The 18,639-nt window shown below is 64.1% G+C and carries 19 protein-coding genes; 14 read left to right on the top strand and 5 right to left on the bottom strand.

Annotation, left to right across the window (positions count from 1 at the left end; translation table 11 throughout):
* The first annotated feature begins 84 nt into the window (after nt 1–84).
* The 4 genes from E5X34_RS17495 to E5X34_RS17480 all read left to right on the top strand — a co-directional run bounded on the left by E5X34_RS17495 (nt 85) and on the right by E5X34_RS17480 (nt 4,135).
* Nucleotides 85–1,449, top strand: coding sequence for an NAD(P)-dependent oxidoreductase (locus tag E5X34_RS17495; RefSeq protein WP_292567187.1), 1,365 nt, complete (start codon nt 85–87; stop codon nt 1,447–1,449).
* Between the two features lie 2 nt (nt 1,450–1,451).
* On the top strand, nt 1,452–2,765 hold the full coding sequence (gene preA / locus E5X34_RS17490; RefSeq protein WP_042637264.1) for an NAD-dependent dihydropyrimidine dehydrogenase subunit PreA: 1,314 nt from the start codon (nt 1,452–1,454) through the stop codon (nt 2,763–2,765).
* 356 nt (nt 2,766–3,121) lie between these two features.
* Nucleotides 3,122–3,640: an Rrf2 family transcriptional regulator gene (locus E5X34_RS17485; protein ID WP_292567184.1), complete on the top strand. Its 519-nt coding sequence runs from the start codon at nt 3,122–3,124 to the stop codon at nt 3,638–3,640.
* A gap of 36 nt (nt 3,641–3,676) precedes the next feature.
* Nucleotides 3,677–4,135, top strand: a complete 459-nt coding sequence (locus E5X34_RS17480) for a carboxymuconolactone decarboxylase family protein (RefSeq protein WP_292567181.1) — start codon at nt 3,677–3,679, stop codon at nt 4,133–4,135.
* A gap of 37 nt (nt 4,136–4,172) precedes the next feature.
* On the opposite strand, the gene E5X34_RS17475 is transcribed toward E5X34_RS17480, so the two are convergent.
* Nucleotides 4,173–4,895, bottom strand: a complete 723-nt coding sequence (locus tag E5X34_RS17475; protein ID WP_292567178.1) for an SDR family oxidoreductase — start codon at nt 4,893–4,895, stop codon at nt 4,173–4,175.
* Complete coding sequence (locus E5X34_RS17470; protein ID WP_292567175.1) at nt 4,892–5,737, bottom strand: SDR family oxidoreductase; 846 nt, start codon at nt 5,735–5,737, stop codon at nt 4,892–4,894. Before E5X34_RS17470 ends, E5X34_RS17475 begins: the two co-directional genes overlap by 4 nt.
* Nucleotides 5,738–5,840: 103 nt before the next feature.
* On the opposite strand from E5X34_RS17470, the gene E5X34_RS17465 reads away from it, so the two are divergent.
* Nucleotides 5,841–6,713, top strand: a complete 873-nt coding sequence (locus tag E5X34_RS17465; protein WP_292567172.1) for a helix-turn-helix transcriptional regulator — start codon at nt 5,841–5,843, stop codon at nt 6,711–6,713.
* Between the two features lie 299 nt (nt 6,714–7,012).
* On the opposite strand, the gene E5X34_RS17460 is transcribed toward E5X34_RS17465, so the two are convergent.
* On the bottom strand, nt 7,013–7,642 hold the full coding sequence (locus E5X34_RS17460) for a TetR family transcriptional regulator C-terminal domain-containing protein (RefSeq protein WP_042637345.1): 630 nt from the start codon (nt 7,640–7,642) through the stop codon (nt 7,013–7,015).
* Nucleotides 7,643–7,877: 235 nt separating this feature from the next.
* Here E5X34_RS17460 and E5X34_RS17455 point away from each other — a divergent pair, with 235 nt between their 5' ends.
* On the top strand, nt 7,878–9,206 hold the full coding sequence (locus E5X34_RS17455) for an aspartate aminotransferase family protein (protein WP_292567170.1): 1,329 nt from the start codon (nt 7,878–7,880) through the stop codon (nt 9,204–9,206).
* A 97-nt stretch (nt 9,207–9,303) separates the two neighbouring features.
* Here the strand turns inward: E5X34_RS17455 and E5X34_RS17450 are convergent, their stop codons facing one another.
* Nucleotides 9,304–9,942 carry a TetR/AcrR family transcriptional regulator gene (locus tag E5X34_RS17450; protein WP_292567168.1) on the bottom strand — a complete coding sequence of 213 codons (639 nt, stop codon included), beginning with the start codon at nt 9,940–9,942 and terminating at the stop codon, nt 9,304–9,306.
* Nucleotides 9,943–10,076: 134 nt separating this feature from the next.
* Here E5X34_RS17450 and E5X34_RS17445 point away from each other — a divergent pair, with 134 nt between their 5' ends.
* The 3 genes from E5X34_RS17445 (at nt 10,077) to E5X34_RS17435 (ending at nt 13,223) form a co-directional block, all read left to right on the top strand.
* Nucleotides 10,077–11,327 carry a Zn-dependent hydrolase gene (locus tag E5X34_RS17445; protein ID WP_292567165.1) on the top strand — a complete coding sequence of 417 codons (1,251 nt, stop codon included), beginning with the start codon at nt 10,077–10,079 and terminating at the stop codon, nt 11,325–11,327.
* Nucleotides 11,328–11,392: 65 nt separating this feature from the next.
* Nucleotides 11,393–12,844 (top strand): dihydropyrimidinase, encoded by a 1,452-nt coding sequence (gene hydA / locus E5X34_RS17440; protein ID WP_292567161.1) that lies wholly within the window; start codon nt 11,393–11,395, stop codon nt 12,842–12,844.
* A 1-nt stretch (nt 12,845) separates the two neighbouring features.
* Nucleotides 12,846–13,223 (top strand): hypothetical protein, encoded by a 378-nt coding sequence (locus E5X34_RS17435; RefSeq protein WP_366664884.1) that lies wholly within the window; start codon nt 12,846–12,848, stop codon nt 13,221–13,223.
* A gap of 23 nt (nt 13,224–13,246) precedes the next feature.
* Here the strand turns inward: E5X34_RS17435 and E5X34_RS17430 are convergent, their stop codons facing one another.
* Entirely contained in the window at nt 13,247–13,657 is a 411-nt protein-coding gene (locus E5X34_RS17430) for a cupin domain-containing protein (protein WP_292567156.1), read from the bottom strand.
* A gap of 113 nt (nt 13,658–13,770) precedes the next feature.
* On the opposite strand from E5X34_RS17430, the gene E5X34_RS17425 reads away from it, so the two are divergent.
* The 5 genes from E5X34_RS17425 to E5X34_RS17405 all read left to right on the top strand — a co-directional run bounded on the left by E5X34_RS17425 (nt 13,771) and on the right by E5X34_RS17405 (nt 18,567).
* Nucleotides 13,771–14,562: an ABC transporter ATP-binding protein gene (locus tag E5X34_RS17425; protein WP_292567153.1), complete on the top strand. Its 792-nt coding sequence runs from the start codon at nt 13,771–13,773 to the stop codon at nt 14,560–14,562.
* Between the two features lie 362 nt (nt 14,563–14,924).
* A complete protein-coding gene (locus tag E5X34_RS17420; protein WP_292567150.1) occupies nt 14,925–15,803 on the top strand; it encodes an ABC transporter permease in 879 nt (292 codons plus the stop codon).
* Nucleotides 15,800–16,954, top strand: coding sequence for an ABC transporter permease (locus E5X34_RS17415; RefSeq protein ID WP_292567148.1), 1,155 nt, complete (start codon nt 15,800–15,802; stop codon nt 16,952–16,954). The genes E5X34_RS17420 and E5X34_RS17415 overlap by 4 nt, the downstream gene beginning before the upstream one ends.
* A gap of 39 nt (nt 16,955–16,993) precedes the next feature.
* Nucleotides 16,994–17,965: an ABC transporter substrate-binding protein gene (locus E5X34_RS17410; RefSeq protein ID WP_042637338.1), complete on the top strand. Its 972-nt coding sequence runs from the start codon at nt 16,994–16,996 to the stop codon at nt 17,963–17,965.
* A 164-nt stretch (nt 17,966–18,129) separates the two neighbouring features.
* Nucleotides 18,130–18,567, top strand: coding sequence for a CHRD domain-containing protein (locus E5X34_RS17405; RefSeq protein ID WP_292567229.1), 438 nt, complete (start codon nt 18,130–18,132; stop codon nt 18,565–18,567).
* The last annotated feature ends 72 nt before the right edge of the window (nt 18,568–18,639 follow it).

The raw sequence follows: 18,639 nt of genomic DNA, 5'->3' as shown, positions 1-18,639 counted from the left end.
TCAGGAGTTTGGCCGAAAATTGACCAATTGATAAAAAAATAAAACGTGCTAGCCTTCCCCAAAACGACAACAAGGGGAACTGGAATGGCGACTGGTCATTTCATCGAGGGCATTGCCGGCGGCCGGCTGTCTTCCGAGCAATATGCCGACAATTTTTCCGACCTGCACCCGCCGCTCGATCACCACGAAGCGCTGGTCGAATCCGACCGCTGCTATTTCTGCTACGACGCGCCCTGCATGAATGCATGCCCGACGTCGATCGACATCCCGCTGTTCATTCGCCAGATCGCGACCGGCAATCCGCTGGGCTCGGCCAAGACGATCTTCGACCAGAATATCCTTGGCGGCATGTGCGCCCGCGTCTGCCCGACCGAAACGCTGTGCGAAGAGGTCTGCGTGCGCGAGGTGGCCGAAGGCAAGCCGGTGCAGATCGGCCGGCTGCAGCGTTACGCCACCGATGTCGCGATGAGCGAGGGCAAGCAGTTCTACAAACGCGCCGAGCCGACCGGGAAAAGCATCGCTGTGGTCGGCGCCGGTCCGGCCGGGCTGGCGGCGGCGCACCGCCTTGCCCGCCATGGCCATGAGGTGACGATCCTAGAGGCGCGGCCGAAGGCCGGCGGCCTCAACGAGTATGGCATCGCCGCCTATAAGAGCGTCGACGATTTCGCCCAGGCTGAGGTCGACTATGTCACCGCGATCGGCGGCATCGACATTCAGAACGGCAAGGCGCTCGGCCGCGACTTCCAGTTGGCCGACCTGATGCGCAACTATGATGCGGTGTTCCTCGGCATGGGGCTCGGCGGCGTGAATGCGTTGCGCGCCGAGGGCGAAGACGCCGACGGCGTCGCCAATGCGGTCGAGTTCATCGCCGAACTGCGCCAGGCAAGCGACCTCTCCAGCCTGCGGGTCGGCCGGCGCGTCGTCGTCATCGGAGGCGGCATGACGGCGGTCGATGCCGCGGTGCAGTCGAAGCTGCTCGGCGCGGAAGAGGTGACGATCTGCTATCGCCGCGGCCAGGAGCATATGAACGCTTCGGAGTTCGAGCAGGATCTGGCCGCCGCCAACGGCGTCACCATCCGCCACTGGCTGCAGCCGAAGCGCGTCATTGCCGAGAACGGCAAGGTGTCGGCGATCGAGCTTGAATACACCGCTATGAGCGGCGACAAGCTCGCCGGCACCGGTGAAAGGCTCACGCTCGTCGCCGACCAGGTGTTCAAGGCGATCGGCCAGAGTTTTGTGCCGGCGCATCTCAACGGCAGCGCGGAGGCGATCGAGCTCGAAGGCGGCCGCATCAAGGTCGATGCCGAAGGCCGCACCTCGCTGGCCAAAGTCTGGGCCGGCGGCGATTGCATCTTCGGCGGCGACGATTTGACCGTATCGGCGGTGGCGCAAGGGCGCGACGCGGCCGAGAGCATCCACCGGGCACTGACCTCTAACGGGAGGGCATGAGCATGGCAGACATCCGCAACAACTTCATCGGCATCAAGTCGCCAAATCCGTTCTGGCTGGCCTCGGCGCCGCCGACCGACAAGGCCTACAATGTCGAGCGCGCCTTCAAGGCCGGCTGGGGCGGCGTGGTGTGGAAGACACTGGGCGAAGAGGGGCCGCCGGTCGTCAACGTCAACGGCCCGCGCTATGGCGCGATCTGGGGCGCCGACCGCCGGCTGCTGGGCTTGAACAATATCGAGCTGATCACCGACCGCGACCTGCAGACCAATCTGCGCGAGATGAAGCAGGTGAAGATGAACTGGCCGGACCGGGCGCTGATCGCCTCGATCATGGTGCCTTGCGTCGAGGAAAGCTGGAAGGCGATCCTGCCCTTGGTCGAGGAGACCGGCGCCGACGGCATCGAGCTCAATTTCGGCTGCCCGCACGGCATGAGCGAGCGCGGCATGGGCTCGGCGGTCGGCCAAGTGCCGGAATATATCGAAATGGTGGTGCGCTGGTGCAAGCAGTATACGCGCATGCCCGTCATCACCAAGCTGACGCCCAACATCACCGACATCCGCAAGCCCGCTCGGGCGGCGCATGCGGGGGGCACCGACGCAGTGTCGCTGATCAACACGATCAACTCGATCACCGGCGTCGATCTCGACAGTTTCGCGCCGCAGCCGACCATCGACGGCAAGGGCTCGCATGGCGGCTATTGCGGCCCGGCGGTAAAGCCGATCGCCATGAACATGGTGGCCGAGATCGCGCGCGATCCCGAAACCCGCGGCCTGCCGATCTCGGGCATCGGCGGCATCACCACCTGGCGGGACGCGGCCGAATTCATGGCGCTCGGCGCCGGCAATGTGCAGGTCTGCACGGCGGCGATGACCTACGGCTTCAAGATCGTGCAGGAGATGATCGCCGGCCTGGAAAACTGGATGGACGAGAAGGGCCACGCCTCGCTCTCCGACATCATCGGCCGCGCCACGCCCAACGTCACCGACTGGCAATATCTCAACCTCAACTATGTCGCCAAGGCGCATATCGACCAGGACGCCTGCATCAAATGCGGCCGCTGCCACATCGCCTGCGAGGACACCTCGCACCAGGCGATCACCAGCATGGTCGACGGTGTCAGGCATTTCGAGGTGATCGAGGCCGAATGCGTCGGCTGCAATCTCTGCGTCAATGTCTGCCCGGTGGAGGGCTGCATCACCATGGAGCCGCTGGCCGCCGGCGTCGTGGACCAGCGCACCGGCAAGCCGGTGTCGCCGATCTACGCCAACTGGACGACGCACCCCAACAATCCGATGGCCAAGGTGGCGGCGGAGTAGGGGTTCCTTCGCAGAATTTAGGTTCCTCGCCCCACGAGAGTGGGGAGAGGTGGCCCGGCGAAGCCGGGACGGAGAGGGGTCTCGCGGCGGCTGGAAACGGCCGGAGGTCCTGACTGCCTTTTGCCTTCCTCGCGCCTCGTCCTTGACCGGCTTTGACCTCGCGGAGGGCGTCCCCTCTCCGTCCCGGCTTCGCCGGGCCACCTCTCCCCCGCTTCGCGGGGTGCGAGGAACCCAAGTCCTGCGAAGGCGCCGTTCTCGCAAATTACCGTTGTGACTTAGCGCTGGAATTTCAATTTCCCTATTGCAGATAAAAATTATCAAGGATAAAAGATATCCATGAATTGGAGATCGGCACCATGAAACTGGGCGATGGCGTCGAAGCGGCCATCCACTGCGCGGCGACGCTGGCCAGCCTGGACGGCAACAGCACCATGCCGGGCGCGGCGCTGGCGGAGTGTTTCGGGCTGTCGCCGAGCTATCTGTTGAAGCATCTCAACCAGCTCACGGCGGCGCGCATCCTGGAATCGGTGCCGGGGCCGGCGGGCGGCTACAGGCTGGCGCGGGCGGCGGAACGGATCACGCTGCTCGATATCGTGCTAGCGGTCGAGGGACGGGAGCCGGCGTTCCGTTGCGGCGAAATCCGCCAGCGCGGCCCGGTCAAGATCGACGCGTCGGCCTATGTCAAACCCTGCGGCATCAATGCCGCGATGCTGAAGGCCGAGCGCGCCTATCGGGCAGCACTCGCCGAAGTGAAGCTGTCCGATCTCGTGGCGGAGTACGCCGCCGAAGGCGATCCGCGATCCTATGCCGCGAGCTGCGCCTTCGTCGAGCGCCACCAGCGGCCGCAGAAATCCGCTTCATCCAAACAGACTTAAACCCCTAACCCGCCCAAAAAACTGGAAGGAAAGACAATGAAACAGAGATTGCAGTTCTTTGCCAAGGCCCCCGAGATCATGAAGGCGGTGTCGGCGCTCAACAAGGCCGTCGACGAATGCGGGCTGGAAGTGAGCCTGCTGCACCTGATCAAGCTTCGCGCTTCGCAGATCAATGGCTGCTCATACTGCGTCGAGATGCACAGCCGCGAGGCGCGGCGCGACGGCGAGACCGAGACGCGGCTCTATCTGGTCGCCGCCTGGAAGGAATCGCCGCTGTTTTCCGAGCGCGAGCGCGCCGCTCTCGCATGGACCGAGGCCGTCACGCTGATTGCCGGCAACGGCGTGTCGGACGAGCTCTACGCCCGCACGCTCGAGCATTTCTCGGAAGAGGAACTGGTCAAGCTCTCGGTGGCCCTCGGCATGATCAACACGTGGAACCGGTTGTGCATTCCCTTCCACGCCATTCATCCGATGCCGGCTGCCAAGGCCGCCTGATCGGTAGGGCGCGCGGATGGAAATCCGCGCGCTTCCTCTAGGGCGCGAACCTCAAGCCGCCGTCGCAGGTCAGCACCTGGCCGGTCATGAAGCCGTTGGAGACCAGGAAGGCAATCGCCTCGGCGACATCCTCGGCGCGGCCGATGCGGCCGACCGGCGTCTTGCCGGCATATTCGGCAAACACCGCCTGCCGCTGCTCGTCCGGCAGGAAATCCCACCAAGGCGTGTCGATGACGCCGGGGGCCACGACGTTGACGCGCAGCGGCTTCAGCTCGACAGCGAGGATCGGCGCGACGGTCAAGAGCATGCCGTTGATGGCGCCGATGCCGGCGACGCCGGGCGCCGCGATCTGTGCCGAGACAGCCGAGATGAAGGTGACCGATCCGGTCTTGTTCAGGGTCGGCAGGGCTGCCTGCAGGCAGGACAGTTGCGGCCGGACCTTCTCGTCGACGCCGCTGGCGATATCGGCGAGGTCGAGCGTCGCGAACGGTCCCAGCCCCTTGCCGCCGCTGGCGGCGAGAACCAGGTGATCGAACGGCCCGAGGTCCTTGAAAAACCGCTGCACCTCATCAGCATTGGCGGCATCGAACGCAGCCTTGTCGGCTGAGCCGCCCAGGCTCTTCCACGCAGCCTTGAGTTTTTCTTCATTGCGGCCGGTGATCGTGACTTTCATGGCGGGGCTGACCAGCTTTTTGGCCGTCGCGAGGCCGATGCCGGATGAGCCGCCTATGATGACGCAATGTTCGATGGTCTCGCTCATGAATGTTGTTCCTTGGATGTTGCAGAAGATTGTCCGGTCAATTCGAGGCTCAGCGCCCGCAGCCGGCGGCGCGCCTTTTCGTCATAGGCCTGCGCATCGGCGCGCGATTCCCGCTGGCCGTCGAAATAGCGGCCGCTGCGCCCTTCGAGCGCCGGCGAGGTCGCAAGGTTGAGAATGGCGTCGGCGCCGGTTTCGACCGAGCTCCATGGCGTGACGCCCGCCTGCCGGACCATCGTGGTGTCCATGTAGCTTGCCGGGTGCAAGGCGGCGACGGTGATGCCGGTGCCGTCGAGCTGCTTAGCCAGATCGACGGTGAACAGGATCTGCGCCAGCTTGCTCTGGCAGTAGGCGCGCACGCCGCTATAGCCATGCGTCAGCATGACGTCGTCGAAATCGATCGCCTGCTGGCCGGCCGAGGCGACGTTGACGATGCGCGCCGGCGCGCTTGCCTTGAGAAGCGGCAGAAGCTCGGACGTCAGCAGGAAGCCGGCGAGATAGTTGACGGCGAAGCGCATCTCGTAGCCGTCGGCGCTGACCTGCCGCTTGGCGCCCTGGCCGCCGGTGCCGACGCCGGCATTGTTGATCAGTATGTCGAGCCGATCGGTCCTTGCGCGCACGGCTTCTGCGAGGCGGCGTACTTCGGCAAGCGAAGCGAGGTCGGCGGCGAGGAATTCCGCCTTGCCGCCCTTGGCCTCGATCGCGGCGACCGTCGCCTTGCCGCGGCCTGCGTCGCGGCCATGCACCAGCACGCGGGCGCCGGCGGCGCCGAGCCTCTCCGCGACCACGCGGCCGACGCCGTCGGTCGAGCCGGTGACGAGAATGGTTTTGTCCTTGAGTTCCATGTCCAGAGCCTCCTTGCGCTGCTCTGAACGGAAAGATGGGACACCGCGCGCGTCTCAAACAGTTCAAACTTTATCCTGGTATCAGTACTGCTATAATAGGCACATGGATATCGCGACCCACTCCCCCGAAGATCACCGCCGGCGCGAGTTGGGCGCCTTCCTGCGTTCGCGCCGCGAGAGGATTTCGCCCGATGCGGCCGGCATCGCTTGCGGCGCGCGGCGGCGCACGCCGGGCTTAAGGCGCGAGGAAGTGGCGATGATCGCCGGCGTCGGCACGACCTGGTACACCTGGCTTGAGCAGGGCAGGGACGTGCGGCCCTCGGTCGAGGTGCTGTCGGCGCTCTGCCAGGCGCTGCGGCTCGACGGCGCCGAGCAGCGCCATCTGTTCACGCTCGCCGGCCGCCAGCAGCCGGAGCGGCGGCGCATCGTTCAGACAAAGGTCGAAGGACCGCTGCTGCACATGCTGCAGAGCCTGGTGCTGCAGCCCGCCTATGTCGTCGGCCCGCGCTGGGACGTGCTGGCCTGGAATGACGCGGCGGTCGCCATTTTCGGCGATTATGGCCAGCTGGAGGGCGATGCCCGCAACATCCTCCACGGCGTCTTCACTGATCCGCACCGGCGGCATCTTCTGGTGGACTGGGAACAGCTGGCGCGCGCAACCCTTGCCGCGTTCCGCGCCGAGAGCGCGAAATACACCGGCGATCCGGATTTCGAGCGGCTGATCGCGCTGATGATGCGCTCGAGCCCGGAGTTCCGCGAGTGGTGGCCGCAGCGCGATGTCGTGCACCGGCTTTCCGGCTTGAAGCACCTGCGCCACCCGATCGCCGGCGCGATGACCTTCGAGCATATGAGCCTGTCGATCGACGACGGTTCGGACATGCGATTGATCGTCTATACGCCGCTGGCCGAGCAGAACTCGGTTGCGAAGTTGAAGAAGCTGCTGGACGAGCTTCCAGCCGAGCGGCGCAGCGCCTGAGGCTGTTGGCAGCGGCCTCTCAACTTCGTCATCTACGGGCGGAGCGGGAGCGAAGCGGACGCGCAGACCCGAGGACCCATTCCGTGAGATCGCGCGCAGAGTAAAGACGGCGCAGAACACAGCTCGTTCTACGTCGCCCCAACGCTCACACGTAACGGAATGGATACTCGGGTCTGCGCTGCGTCGCTTCGCTCCCGCTCCGCCCGTTGATGACGAAGTGATGGGCGCCTCGGCCAGTCTCCAAGGTCGGCAACAAGCAGATGGCGGAGGGGTCCCACTCCGCTAGCATCTTGTCGACGCTATCCCTTCGGCTTCAGCCCATCCAGGAACAACTGCTCCAGGAACCGCGCCGCGTCCTCGAAGCGGCCGTCGCCGCCGCGGTCGGCGCCGAGCACGGCGCGCACCTGGACGTCGAAATCGGCATAGTGCTGCGTCGTCGCCCAGATCGAGAAGATCAGGTGCCAGGGATCGGTGCGGGCGATCTTTCCGGCGCGCATCCAGCCCTTGATGACGGCGGCTTTCTCGTCGACCAGCGTCTTCAGCTCGCCTTCCAGCATCGGCTTGATGCGTGGCGCACCCTGCAGGATCTCGTTGGCGAAGAGCCGGCTTTCACGCGGGAAGTCGCGCGCCATCTCCAGCTTCCTGCGGATATAGCTCCTGAGCTCCGTCAGCGGGTCGCCGACGTCGTCCAGCTCGCGCAAAGGCGCCAGCCAGGTGTCGAGCAGGCGCTGCATCAATGTCTCGTGAATGTCTTCCTTGCGGCGGAAGTAATAGAGAAGGTTCGGCTTCGACATGCCGGCGGCTTCGGCGATCTGGTCGATGGTCGAGCCGCGAAAACCGTTGGCGGAGAAGACCTCGAGCGCCGCTTCGAGGATGAGCTCGCGCTTTTCCTGCTGGATGCGGGTGCGACGGGGAGCGGAGCCTTCCATCGAGTCCGTCATCCTTGCGCGGTGCCGCGCCGACCATCTGGACCAATTCTCTGGACCAGTTTTTCCTTGGGCTGTGGAGCGCGCTTTTTATGCGGCATTTCCGCTAGTAATCCTTTGACCGCCGACAGGCGGCGCTAACGTTTGTCCAACCGGTCAAAAATTTGCGTAGCATGAAAACGCAGCAAAGACCAAGCGTTGGCCGCACCGAAACAGGTTACAAGGGGAAGTCCTGGTCATGTCCAACCGGCTGAAAGTCACGCCGAACGATCTCAGCGCATTCTGGATGCCGTTCACGGCAAACCGGCAGTTCAAGCAGGCGCCGCGCATGTTCGTGTCCGCCAAGGACATGCACTACACCACCAGCGACGGCCGCAAGGTGCTCGACGGCACCGCTGGCCTGTGGTGCGTGAACGCCGGCCACTGCCGGCCGAAGATCACCGAGGCGATCCAGCACCAGGCCGCCGAGCTCGACTATGCGCCGGCCTTCCAGATGGGCCATCCCATTGTCTTCGAGCTGGCGAACCGCCTCGTCGACATCGCGCCGAAGGGCATGGACCATGTCTTCTTCACCAACTCCGGTTCGGAATCCGTCGAGACCGCGCTCAAGATGGCGATCGCCTATCATCGCGCGAGGGGCGAGGGCTCGCGCACCCGGCTGATCGGCCGCGAGCGCGGCTATCACGGCGTCAATTTCGGCGGCATCTCGGTCGGCGGCATCGTCACCAACCGCAAGATGTTCGGCACGCTGCTCGGCGGCGTCGACCATCTGCCGCACACGCACCTGCCCGAGAAGAACGCCTTCTCGAAGGGCGTGCCGGAGCATGGCGCCGAACTCGCCAACGAGCTCGAGCGCCTCGTCACGCTGCATGACGCTTCGACCATCGCGGCCGTCATCGTCGAGCCCGTCGCCGGCTCCACCGGCGTCATCCTGCCGCCGAAGGGCTATCTGCAGAAGCTTCGGGAAATCTGCACGAAGCACGGCATATTGTTGATTTTCGATGAAGTGATCACCGGTTTCGGCCGCCTCGGCGCGCCGTTCGCGGCCGACTATTTCGGCGTCACGCCGGATATCATGACGACAGCCAAGGGCGTTTCCAACGGCGTCATCCCGATGGGCGCGGTGTTCGTCAAGAAGGAGATCCACGACGCCTTCATGACCGGCCCGGAGCATATGATCGAGTTCTTCCACGGCTACACCTATTCGGGCAATCCGATCGCCTGCGCCGCCGCGCTCGGCACGCTGGACACCTACAAGGAAGAGGGCCTGCTCACCCGCGGCGAGGAGCTGGCGCCTTACTGGGAAGACGCGCTGCATTCGCTGAAGGGCGAGCCGCATGTCATAGACATCCGCAATATCGGCCTGATCGGCGCGATCGAGCTGGCGCCGATCGCCGGCAGCCCGACCAAGCGGGCGTTCTCGGCGTTCGTGAAGGCCTTCGAGCGCGGCGCGCTGATCCGCACCACCGGCGACATCATCGCGCTGTCGCCGCCGCTGATCATCACCAAGGGCCAGATCAACGAACTGATCGACCATGTCAGGGACGTGCTGAGGTCGATCGACTAAGAAGCCGGGCGGACATCCTTCCCCTCGAGGGGAGGGTGTCCGTAAAGCGGGCTGGGCGAGGTCGGCGGACATGCGCCGGCCTCGACAGCGGTGCGATTCAGGCAGGCTGCGCGCCGATGCCGGTCAGGATCACCCGCTTGATGTTCTCCTTGGCTTCCCGCCATTGCCGGTCGGAGAGCGGCTTGCCGCCGTTCAGCGTCTCGATCTGGTGGCCGAAATCGGCGTAGTGCTGGGTGGTGGCCCAGAGCATGTAGAGCAGATGCCGCGGGTCCACCGGGTCCATCTTGCCTTCCTCGATCCAGCGCCTGACGATCGCGACGCGGCCGTCGGTCCATTCGCGCAGCGTCGATTCCATATAATCCTGAAGCACCGGCGCGCCGTGCATCACTTCCGAGGCCCAGACTTTCGAGCCATCGGGGTGGCGGCGTGATATTTCCATCTTGGCGTCGATATAGGCGCTGATGCCGTCTATCGGTCCGCGCGCGACATCGAAGCAATTGGCGGCCTGCAGCCAGATCTCGAAGATGTTCTGGACGACGGACCGGTAGAGTTCTTCCTTGGTGGCGAAATAATAGTGGAGATTTGCCTTTGGCAGCCCCGCCAGGTCGGCGATCAGCTGCATCGTGGCGCCGCCGAACCCGGCCTCCGCGAACACCTTTTCGGCGGCAAGCAGAATGGCCTTTTCATTCTCCCGCCTTATGTCCTGTCTTCGCATGGGGCGGGTGGTTTCGGTCATGTCTTCCCCAAGATTCTGGCCCAAGATTCTCGTTGACCGGTTGGTCAGGTTGTGTAGTCTGAAAGCTGACCATACGGTCAGGATGCAAACCACTCAAGGGGCGACAAGACCCCTGGTGAAAATGGGAACCGCAAATGGCCGCACCCGGCGAGAATCTGCGAATCAATTCAGACCGTTTGTGGGACTCCCTAATGGAGATGGCGAAGATCGGCCCCGGCATCGCCGGCGGCAACAATCGCCAGACGCTTACCGATTCCGACAAAGAGGGCCGCGCGCTGTTCAAGTCCTGGTGCGACGAGGCCGGCCTCTCGATGGGCGTCGACCAGATGGGCACCATGTTCATGACGCGCGCCGGCACCGATCCGGACGCGCTGCCGGTCTATGTCGGTTCCCACCTCGATACCCAGCCCACCGGCGGCAAGTATGACGGTGTGCTTGGCGTGCTCTCGGGCCTCGAGGTCGTGCGTTCGCTCAACGATCTCGGCATCAAGACGAAGCATCCGATCGTCGTCACCAACTGGACCAATGAGGAGGGCGCGCGCTTCGCCCCGGCCATGCTTGCCTCCGGCGTGTTCGCCGGCGTGCACACCCAGGACTACGCCTATGCCCGCAAGGATCTGGACGGCCTGACCTTCGGCGACGAGCTGAAGCGGATCGGCTGGGTCGGCGACGAGAAGGTCGGCGCGCGCAAGATGCATGCCTATTTCGAGTACCACATCGAGCAGGGACCAATCCTGGAGGCCGAGAACAAGCAGATCGGCGTTGTGACGCATTGCCAGGGCTTGTGGTGGCTGGAATTCACGCTGACCGGCAAGGAGGCGCATACCGGCTCGACGCCGATGAACATGCGCGTCAATGCCGGCCTTGCCATGGCCCGTATCCTGGAGATGGTGCAGACGGTGGCCATTGAGAACCAGCCGGGCGCCGTCGGCGGCGTCGGACAGGTCAAGTTTACACCCAATTCGCGCAACGTTTTGCCGGGCACCGTCGTCTTCACCGTCGACATCCGCTCGCCGGACCAGGCGAAGCTCGACGGCATGCGCGCCCGCATCGAGAAGGAAGCGCCGAAAATCTGTGAGGCGCTCGGCGTCAAGTGCTCGGTCGAGGCAGTCGGCCATTTCGATCCGATAACCTTCGATCCGACGCTGGTCGGCCGCGTGCGCACCGCCGCCGAAAAGCTGGGCTACAGCCACATGAACATCATCTCGGGCGCGGGCCACGATGCCTGCTGGGCTGCCAAGGTCGCGCCCGCGACCATGGTCATGTGCCCCTGCGTGGGCGGTCTCAGCCACAACGAGGCCGAGGAAATCTCCAAGGAATGGGCCGCGGCCGGCGCCGACGTGCTGTTCCACGCGGTGGTCGAGACAGCGGGAATCGTCGAATGACCGACTAGACCAAATCACCTCGCAACGCCGCTCGCAAAGAAGCGCGAAAGAACAGGGGAACAGATATGACCAAAGTCATCAGGAACGGCACCATCGTGACGGCCGACCGCACGTGGAAGGCCGACGTGCTGATGCAGCATGGCAAGATCGTCGCCATCGGCTCCAACCTGCACGGCGACCACGAGTTCGACGCCACCGGCTGCTATGTCATGCCGGGTGGCATCGATCCGCACACCCATCTCGAAATGCCCTTCATGGGCACCTATTCGGCCGACGATTTCGAATCCGGCACCCGCGCGGCGCTTTCCGGCGGCACGACGATGGTGGTCGATTTCTGCCTGCCGGCGCCGCAGCAGTCGCTCTTGGAAGCGCTGCAGATGTGGGACAACAAGACTTCGAAGGCGTCCTGCGACTATTCCTTCCACATGGCGATCACCTGGTGGGGCAAGCAGGTGTTCGACGAGATGGCGACGGTTGTCGACCGGGGCATCACCTCGTTCAAGCACTTCATGGCCTATAAGGGCGCTCTGATGGTCGACGACGACGAGATGTACGCGTCGTTCCAGCGCTGCGCCGATCTCGGCGCGCTGCCGCTCGTCCATGCCGAGAATGGCGATGTGGTGGCCGCGCTGTCGCAAAAGCTTCTGGCCGCTGGCAACAACGGCCCCGAGGGTCACGCCTATTCGCGCCCGCCGGAAGTGGAAGGCGAGGCGACAAACCGCGCCATCATGATTGCCGACATGGCCGGCGTGCCGCTCTATGTCGTGCATGTCTCGTGCGAGCAGAGCCACGAGGCGATCCGCCGTGCCCGGCAGAAAGGCATGCGGGTGTTCGGCGAGCCGCTGATCCAGCACCTGACGCTCGACGAGACCGAATATTTCAACAAAGACTGGGACCATGCGGCGCGCCGGGTGATGAGCCCGCCTTTCCGCAGCAAGTGGCACCAGGATTCGCTGTGGGCCGGCCTGCAGGCCGGCTCGCTGCAGGTGGTGGCGACCGACCACTGCTCTTTCACCACCAAGCAGAAGCGCAACGGCATCGGCGACTTCACCAAGATTCCGAACGGCACCGGCGGCCTGGAGGATCGCTTGCCGGTCTTGTGGACGACCGGCGTCAACACCGGCCGCCTGACGATGAACGAATTCGTCGCGGTGACCTCGACCAACATCGCAAAAATCCTCAACATGTATCCGAAGAAGGGCGCCATCGTCGAAGGCGCCGATGCCGACATCATCGTGTGGGACCCGAAGCGCAAGAAGACGATCTCGGCCAAGAAGCAGCAGTCGGTGATCGACTACAACGTCTTCGAAGGCTTTGAGGTGACCGGCCTGCCGCGCTTCGTCTTCTCGCGTGGCGAGCTCTCGATCGAGGAGGCGGACGTCAAGGCCAGGGCCGGCCATGGCGAGTTCGTGGCGCGTGAGCCGAACGCCGCGGTCAACCGGGCGCTGTCGACCTGGAAAGAGATTTCCGCGCCACGCAAAGTGGAGCGTACCGGCATTCCGGCGACGGGAGTTTGAGATGCGGCGCGGGGGACTATTCTTAGGCGCAGCCTTTGTGCTTGCGGCCGGCCATGCATGGGCCGCCGGCATCGATCTCTCAAAACCTTATGGCGACAAATATGGCTGCATCAATAAAAACGGCCAGGAAGTCGCCGCCGACAAGATGCTGCTTCTGACCGACAAGGAACTGGTCACGGCGGCCAGCGCCTGCACCTTCAGCGACAAGCAGCCTCAGGCCGACGGATCGCTGGTGGTGACGGCAAAATGCGAGGCGGAGGGCGAAGAGGGGCAGGCGCCGACCAAGTTCACCATCAAGCGCAGCGCGAAGAATGCGAAGAAGCTGGTGGTGGCCGACGAGGACGGCAATGTGATGGGCGAAGTCTCCCGGTGCAAATGACGGCGAGAGGTTCTTCCTCCATCTCAGGCAACCAGGCCATCCAGTTCCGGCAGCAGGACGACGCTTTCCTGTTCGTTGGGATCGGTGCGGGCGATCACCGCGGAGGACGGCGCCCCGCTCAGATTGGCCGGCAGATGCGGCACGCCGGGCGGAATGTAGAAGAGGTCGCCGGCCTTGACGACGACGTGATGCTCGAGCCGGTCGCCGTACCAGGTGTGGACTTCGCCAGAGAGCACGTAGATGGCCGTCTCGTGGCTTTCATGCATATGCGCCTTGGCGCGGGCGCCGGGCGGCATGGTGAGAAGATGCATGCAGATGCCGGAGGAGCCGACGGTCTCGGCGGCGATGCCGGCGAAATAGCTCAGCCCCTGCTTGCCCTGATAGGTGCTTTCGGGGCGAACGAGATGACAGGTGGGTTTAGGCGACATCGGCAAGGCTCCGGGCGGCGTCGATCGGGTGGGACAGGACGAGTGGAAAGCAACGCTATCATAAAATCAACTGGATTGCGGACGGCGCGGCAGCGGCTGCGAAAGGCAGGCTGCAGCCAATGAGCGAAAAGCCGCCAGCCGCCGTTTCGGCAAGCAAGCTCGGCCTCACCTTCCAGACCAATGACGGTCCGGTGCAGGCGCTGTCCAATGTCGACCTGACCATCGGCAAGGGCGAATTCGTGTCCTTCATCGGCCCGTCCGGCTGCGGCAAGACGACCTTGCTGCGCGTCATCGCCGACCTGGAAAGGGCGACATCCGGGACCATCTCCGTCAACGGCATGACGCCCGAGCAGGCGCGCGAGAAGCGCGCTTACGGCTATGTCTTCCAGGCGGCGGCCCTGTTCCCATGGCGCACGATCGAGCGCAATGTGGGATTGCCGCTGGAGATCATCGGGCTCAGCCAGGCCGAGCAGGCGGAGCGCATCAAGCGGACGCTGGCGCTGGTCAATCTTTCTGGCTTCGAGAAGAAATATCCCTGGCAGCTTTCCGGCGGCATGCAGCAGCGCGCCTCGATCGCGCGCGCCTTGGCCTTCGACGCGGACCTTTTGTTGATGGACGAGCCGTTCGGTGCGCTGGACGAGATCGTGCGCGACCATCTGAACGAGCAACTGCTCGATCTCTGGGGCCGGACCAACAAGACGATCTGCTTCGTCACCCATTCGATCCCCGAGGCGGTGTATCTGTCGACCCGCATCGTGGTGATGTCGCCGCGGCCCGGCCGCGTCACCGACATCATCGAATCGACGCTGCCGAAGGAGCGGCCGCTCGACATTCGCGAGACGCCGGAATTCCTGGCGATCGCCGCGCGGGTGCGCGATGGGCTGAGGGCTGGGCACAGCTATGATGATTGAGGCGGACGAGTTTCCTCCGCTCCCCCACGGGGGGAGGGTGGCCGCGCAGCGGCCGGGCGAGGGGACGGCCCCCCACGCCTTCGTCATCCTAGGGCGGAGCGACGCGAAGCGGAGCGCAGACCCTAGGATCCATTCCGTGATCTCGGCCGGGAGGTCAAAACGATGCAGAATGGTCGCTAACTGCGTTAAGGCGCAGGGAGCTTTATTCTGCACCGCTGCGGAGCGCAGAAGTAACGGAATGGATCCTAGGGTCTGCGCTGCGTCGCTACGCTCCTTGCTCCGCCCTAGGATGACGAAGCGCGAGGGCGATGCCCGTTCCTCGATGCGGGAGCGCTTGGCGCTGGTCTTGGGAGCGCCTATCCATGGATAGTTTCCGCTCGAAGATCATTCCCGTCACCACCATCCTCGCCGGCGTGGTCGTGCTCTGGTACGTGTTTGCCGTGATCCTCAACGCGCCCTTCCAGCGCGATCTCGATCAGCGAGGCAATGAGACGCCCGGCGCGGTCGAGTTCATCGGCAAGACGCTGTCGCAGCCGAAGCCGACGCTGCCGGCGCCGCATCAGGTGGCGGTGAATTTCTTCGAGAACACCTTCCTGCGGTCCGTCACCTCGAACCGCAGCCTCGTCTACAATGCCTGGGTGACGCTGTCCTCGACGCTGCTCGGCTTTGCCTTCGGCACGGCGCTCGGCATCGTCATTGCGGTCGGCATCGTGCATGTGGCGACGCTCGACCGCAGCCTGATGCCGTGGATCATTGCCTCGCAGACCATTCCGATCCTGGCGGTGGCGCCGATGATCATCGTGGTGCTGGCGGCGATCGGCATTACCGGACTGATCCCCAAGGCGCTGATCTCGACCTATCTGTCGTTCTTCCCGGTCGCCGTCGGCATGGTGAAAGGCCTGCGCTCGCCCGAACTCATGCATCTCGACCTGATGCACACCTACAATGCCAGCGCCTCGCAGACCTTCTGGAAACTGCGCGTACCGGCCTCGGTGCCGTTCCTGTTCACCTCGATGAAGGTGGCTGTGGCGGCAAGCCTTGTCGGCGCGATCGTCGGCGAATTGCCGACGGGCGCCGTCGCCGGCATCGGCGCGAAATTGCTCGCCGGCGCCTACTACAGCCAGACCATCGATATCTGGTCGGCGCTGGTCGCCGGCTCCATCGTCGCGGCGCTGCTGGTGATGGCGGTGGGCATCGCCGGTCGACTCGTCGACCGAGCCATGGGCGGGAGGCCGGCATGACCTGGCTGAAACCGTCCTGGCAATCGGTGGTGGCGATAGCGCTGTGCCTCATCGCCTTTGCTCTCGGCGCAATGACGAAGCCGGAGGCAGCCGCGCTGGCGGACCCGACCGCAACGCTTGCCTATCCCTATATGGGCGCAAAAGGCCTGATCATCGGGCTGCTGCTGATCGCGGCGCTTGTCTCGATGGTGAAGCTCACGCCGATCGTTGAGGCGACCATCCTCTTCGTCGGCGCCCATGCCGCCGCCTGGCTCCTGATCAAGGGCATAGCCGGTTTCGAGGGCACGGCGCTGGCGCCGTATTTCCTGTTGCTTGCCGCTGCCTGGCTGCTTGCCTGGCGCTGCGTTGCCTTGCTCTCTTCATTGCGCCCGAGCCAAAGCGTCGCAAGGAACGCGCTGCGGCTGATCATCCCGGCGATCTTCGGCGCCTGGATCCTGATCATCTGGGAAGCGGTGACGCGTGGGGCCGGCATCCCTTTCATCCTTTTGCCACCGCCGAGCGCCATCGGCGCGCGCATCGCCAACTCGCTGCCGATCCTGGGATCGGATGTGCGGCAGACGATCTTCAAGGCGGTGTTGATCGGCTATGTCGCCGGCAATCTCGCCGGCTTCGCCGTCGCCATCCTCGCCGACCGCGTGCCGTTCCTGCGGCGCGGGCTCTTGCCGATCGGCAACATGGTTTCGGCGCTGCCGATCATCGGCGTCGCGCCGATCATGGTCATGTGGTTTGGCTTCGACTGGCCGTCCAAGGCCGCAGTGGTCATCATCATGACCTTCTTCCCGATGTTGGTGAACACGGTCGCGGGTCTCGCCGCCTCGGGGCATATGGAACGCGACCTGATGCGCACCTATGCTTCCGGCTATTGGCCGACCTTGCTGAAGCTCAGGCTGCCGGCGGCAATGCCGTTCATCTTCAATGCGCTGAAGATCAACTCGACGCTGGCGCTGATCGGCGCCATCGTCGCGGAGTTCTTCGGCACACCAGTGGTCGGTATGGGATTCCGCATCTCGACGGAAGTCGGGCGGATGAACATCGACATGGTGTGGGCCGAAATCGCAGTTGCAGCACTGGCGGGTTCGGTCTTTTATGGCGTGGTCGCTCTCATCGAGAGAGCTGTCACGTTTTGGCATCCCTCTGTCCGAGGTGGATAGGGGCGGTGGGTTTGGGCACTAACTTCAGAGGGTAAAAACATGAAAAGACTGCTGATTTCCGCGTTGGCCGGCGCCATGTCGCTGGCCGCCTTCCAGGCGATGGCCGCCGACAAGGTGACGCTGCAATTGAAATGGGTCACGCAGGCCCAGTTCGCCGGCTATTATGTCGCCAAGGCCAAGGGCTTCTATGACGCCGAAGGCCTCGACGTCGACATCAAGCCGGGCGGCCCGGATATCGCGCCCGAGCAGGTGATCGCCGGCGGCGGCGCCGACGTCATCGTCGACTGGATGGGCGGCGCGCTCGCGGCCCGCGACAAGGGCGTGGGGCTGGTCAACATCGCCCAGCCGTTCAAGAAGGCCGGCATGGAACTGGTCTGCCCCAAGGCCGGGCCGATCAAGACCGAAGCCGACTTCAAGGGCCATACGCTGGGCGTCTGGTTCTTCGGGAACGAATATCCGTTCTACGCCTGGATGAACAAGATCGGTCTCAAGACCGATGGCGGGCCGGACGGCGTCACCGTGCTCAAGCAGAGCTTCGACGTGCAGCCGCTGATCCAGAAGCAGGCCGACTGCATCTCGGTCATGACCTACAACGAATACGGCCAGGTGCTGGACGCCGGCTACAAGCCGGAGGACCTGATCGTCTTCAACTACTCGGCCATGGGCAACGACCTTCTGGAAGACGGGCTCTACACGCTCGAGGACAAGCTCAAGGATCCGGCCTTTGAGGACAAGATGGTGCGCTTCGTGCGCGCCTCGATGAAGGGCTGGAAATACGCTACCGAGAACACCGACGAGGCGGCGGAAATCGTGGTTGACGCCGGCGGCCAGGACGAGAACCACCAGAAGTTCATGATGAAGGAAGTGGCCAAGCTGGTCGACAACGCCGACGGCAAGCTGATCCCGGCCGCCTACGAGCGCACCGCCAAGGCGCTGCTCGACCAGAAGATCATCAGCAAGGAGGCAAGCGGCGCCTACACGACCGCAATCACCGACAAGGCGATCAAGTAAGCTCGGGTCTCTACAACCGATACTGAAAGGGGCGGGCGACCGCCCCTTTTTCATGGCCGCGGTAAAATAATCGTGTGCCGGGATACATCCGGCCGCCCAACCGTTGATTGGCGCATCCGCGCGTGGGGGAGCCGCGAAGGATGCTGCAATCAACGGAGGTCTTCATGCGCATCCTATCCGTGCCGATGCTTTCGGCTTTGGCCGTTTCGACCGCCTTCCTTCTCGCATCGCCGGCTATGGCCGAGACGATGAAGTTCACGGCGACGCTCGACGGCAGCCAACAGAGCCCGCCCGTGACCACCAAGGGCAAGGGAACCGCCACTCTCACCTTCGATACGACAAGCAAGAAGCTCAGCTGGAACGTCAAATATTCCGGTCTCAGCGGGCCTGCCGTGGCCGCTCACATCCACGGCCCGGCGGATAAGGGCGCGAATGCGGACCCCGTCATCCCGTTCAAGAAGCTGAAGAGCCCGATCAAGGGATCGGCGACGCTGACCGACGCGCAGGCGGCCGACCTCGAGGCCGGCAAATACTATGTCAACGTCCACACCGCCAAGAACAAGGACGGCGAGATCCGCGGGCAGATCGAGAAGGCGATGTAGCACGGCGAACTGCATTGGACTTTGAAGGCTGGCGGGACAGCGCCCCCCTCTGTCCTGCCGGCCATCTCCCCC

Source organism: Mesorhizobium sp. (assembly GCF_004963255.1).
Classification (GTDB): domain Bacteria; phylum Pseudomonadota; class Alphaproteobacteria; order Rhizobiales; family Rhizobiaceae; genus Mesorhizobium.
This window is presented reverse-complemented; position numbering and strand designations above follow the sequence as displayed.

Bases quoted from the DNA above. Each gene is read 5' to 3' on its own strand.
- E5X34_RS17495 (WP_292567187.1), top strand. From the start codon at position 85: ATGGCGACTGGTCATTTCATCGAGGGCATTGCCGGCGGCCGGCTGTCT.
- E5X34_RS17425 (WP_292567153.1), top strand. From the start codon at position 13,771: ATGAGCGAAAAGCCGCCAGCCGCCGTTTCGGCAAGCAAGCTCGGCCTC.
- E5X34_RS17435 (WP_366664884.1), top strand. From the start codon at position 12,846: ATGCGGCGCGGGGGACTATTCTTAGGCGCAGCCTTTGTGCTTGCGGCC.
- E5X34_RS17485 (WP_292567184.1), top strand. From the start codon at position 3,122: ATGAAACTGGGCGATGGCGTCGAAGCGGCCATCCACTGCGCGGCGACG.
- E5X34_RS17415 (WP_292567148.1), top strand. From the start codon at position 15,800: ATGACCTGGCTGAAACCGTCCTGGCAATCGGTGGTGGCGATAGCGCTG.
- E5X34_RS17420 (WP_292567150.1), top strand. From the start codon at position 14,925: ATGGATAGTTTCCGCTCGAAGATCATTCCCGTCACCACCATCCTCGCC.
- E5X34_RS17475 (WP_292567178.1), bottom strand. From the start codon at position 4,895: ATGAGCGAGACCATCGAACATTGCGTCATCATAGGCGGCTCATCCGGC.
- preA (WP_042637264.1), top strand. From the start codon at position 1,452: ATGGCAGACATCCGCAACAACTTCATCGGCATCAAGTCGCCAAATCCG.
- E5X34_RS17450 (WP_292567168.1), bottom strand. From the start codon at position 9,942: ATGACCGAAACCACCCGCCCCATGCGAAGACAGGACATAAGGCGGGAG.
- E5X34_RS17455 (WP_292567170.1), top strand. From the start codon at position 7,878: ATGTCCAACCGGCTGAAAGTCACGCCGAACGATCTCAGCGCATTCTGG.
- E5X34_RS17465 (WP_292567172.1), top strand. From the start codon at position 5,841: ATGGATATCGCGACCCACTCCCCCGAAGATCACCGCCGGCGCGAGTTG.
- E5X34_RS17460 (WP_042637345.1), bottom strand. From the start codon at position 7,642: ATGGAAGGCTCCGCTCCCCGTCGCACCCGCATCCAGCAGGAAAAGCGC.
- E5X34_RS17405 (WP_292567229.1), top strand. From the start codon at position 18,130: ATGCGCATCCTATCCGTGCCGATGCTTTCGGCTTTGGCCGTTTCGACC.
- E5X34_RS17480 (WP_292567181.1), top strand. From the start codon at position 3,677: ATGAAACAGAGATTGCAGTTCTTTGCCAAGGCCCCCGAGATCATGAAG.
- E5X34_RS17470 (WP_292567175.1), bottom strand. From the start codon at position 5,737: ATGGAACTCAAGGACAAAACCATTCTCGTCACCGGCTCGACCGACGGC.
- E5X34_RS17410 (WP_042637338.1), top strand. From the start codon at position 16,994: ATGAAAAGACTGCTGATTTCCGCGTTGGCCGGCGCCATGTCGCTGGCC.
- hydA (WP_292567161.1), top strand. From the start codon at position 11,393: ATGACCAAAGTCATCAGGAACGGCACCATCGTGACGGCCGACCGCACG.
- E5X34_RS17445 (WP_292567165.1), top strand. From the start codon at position 10,077: ATGGCCGCACCCGGCGAGAATCTGCGAATCAATTCAGACCGTTTGTGG.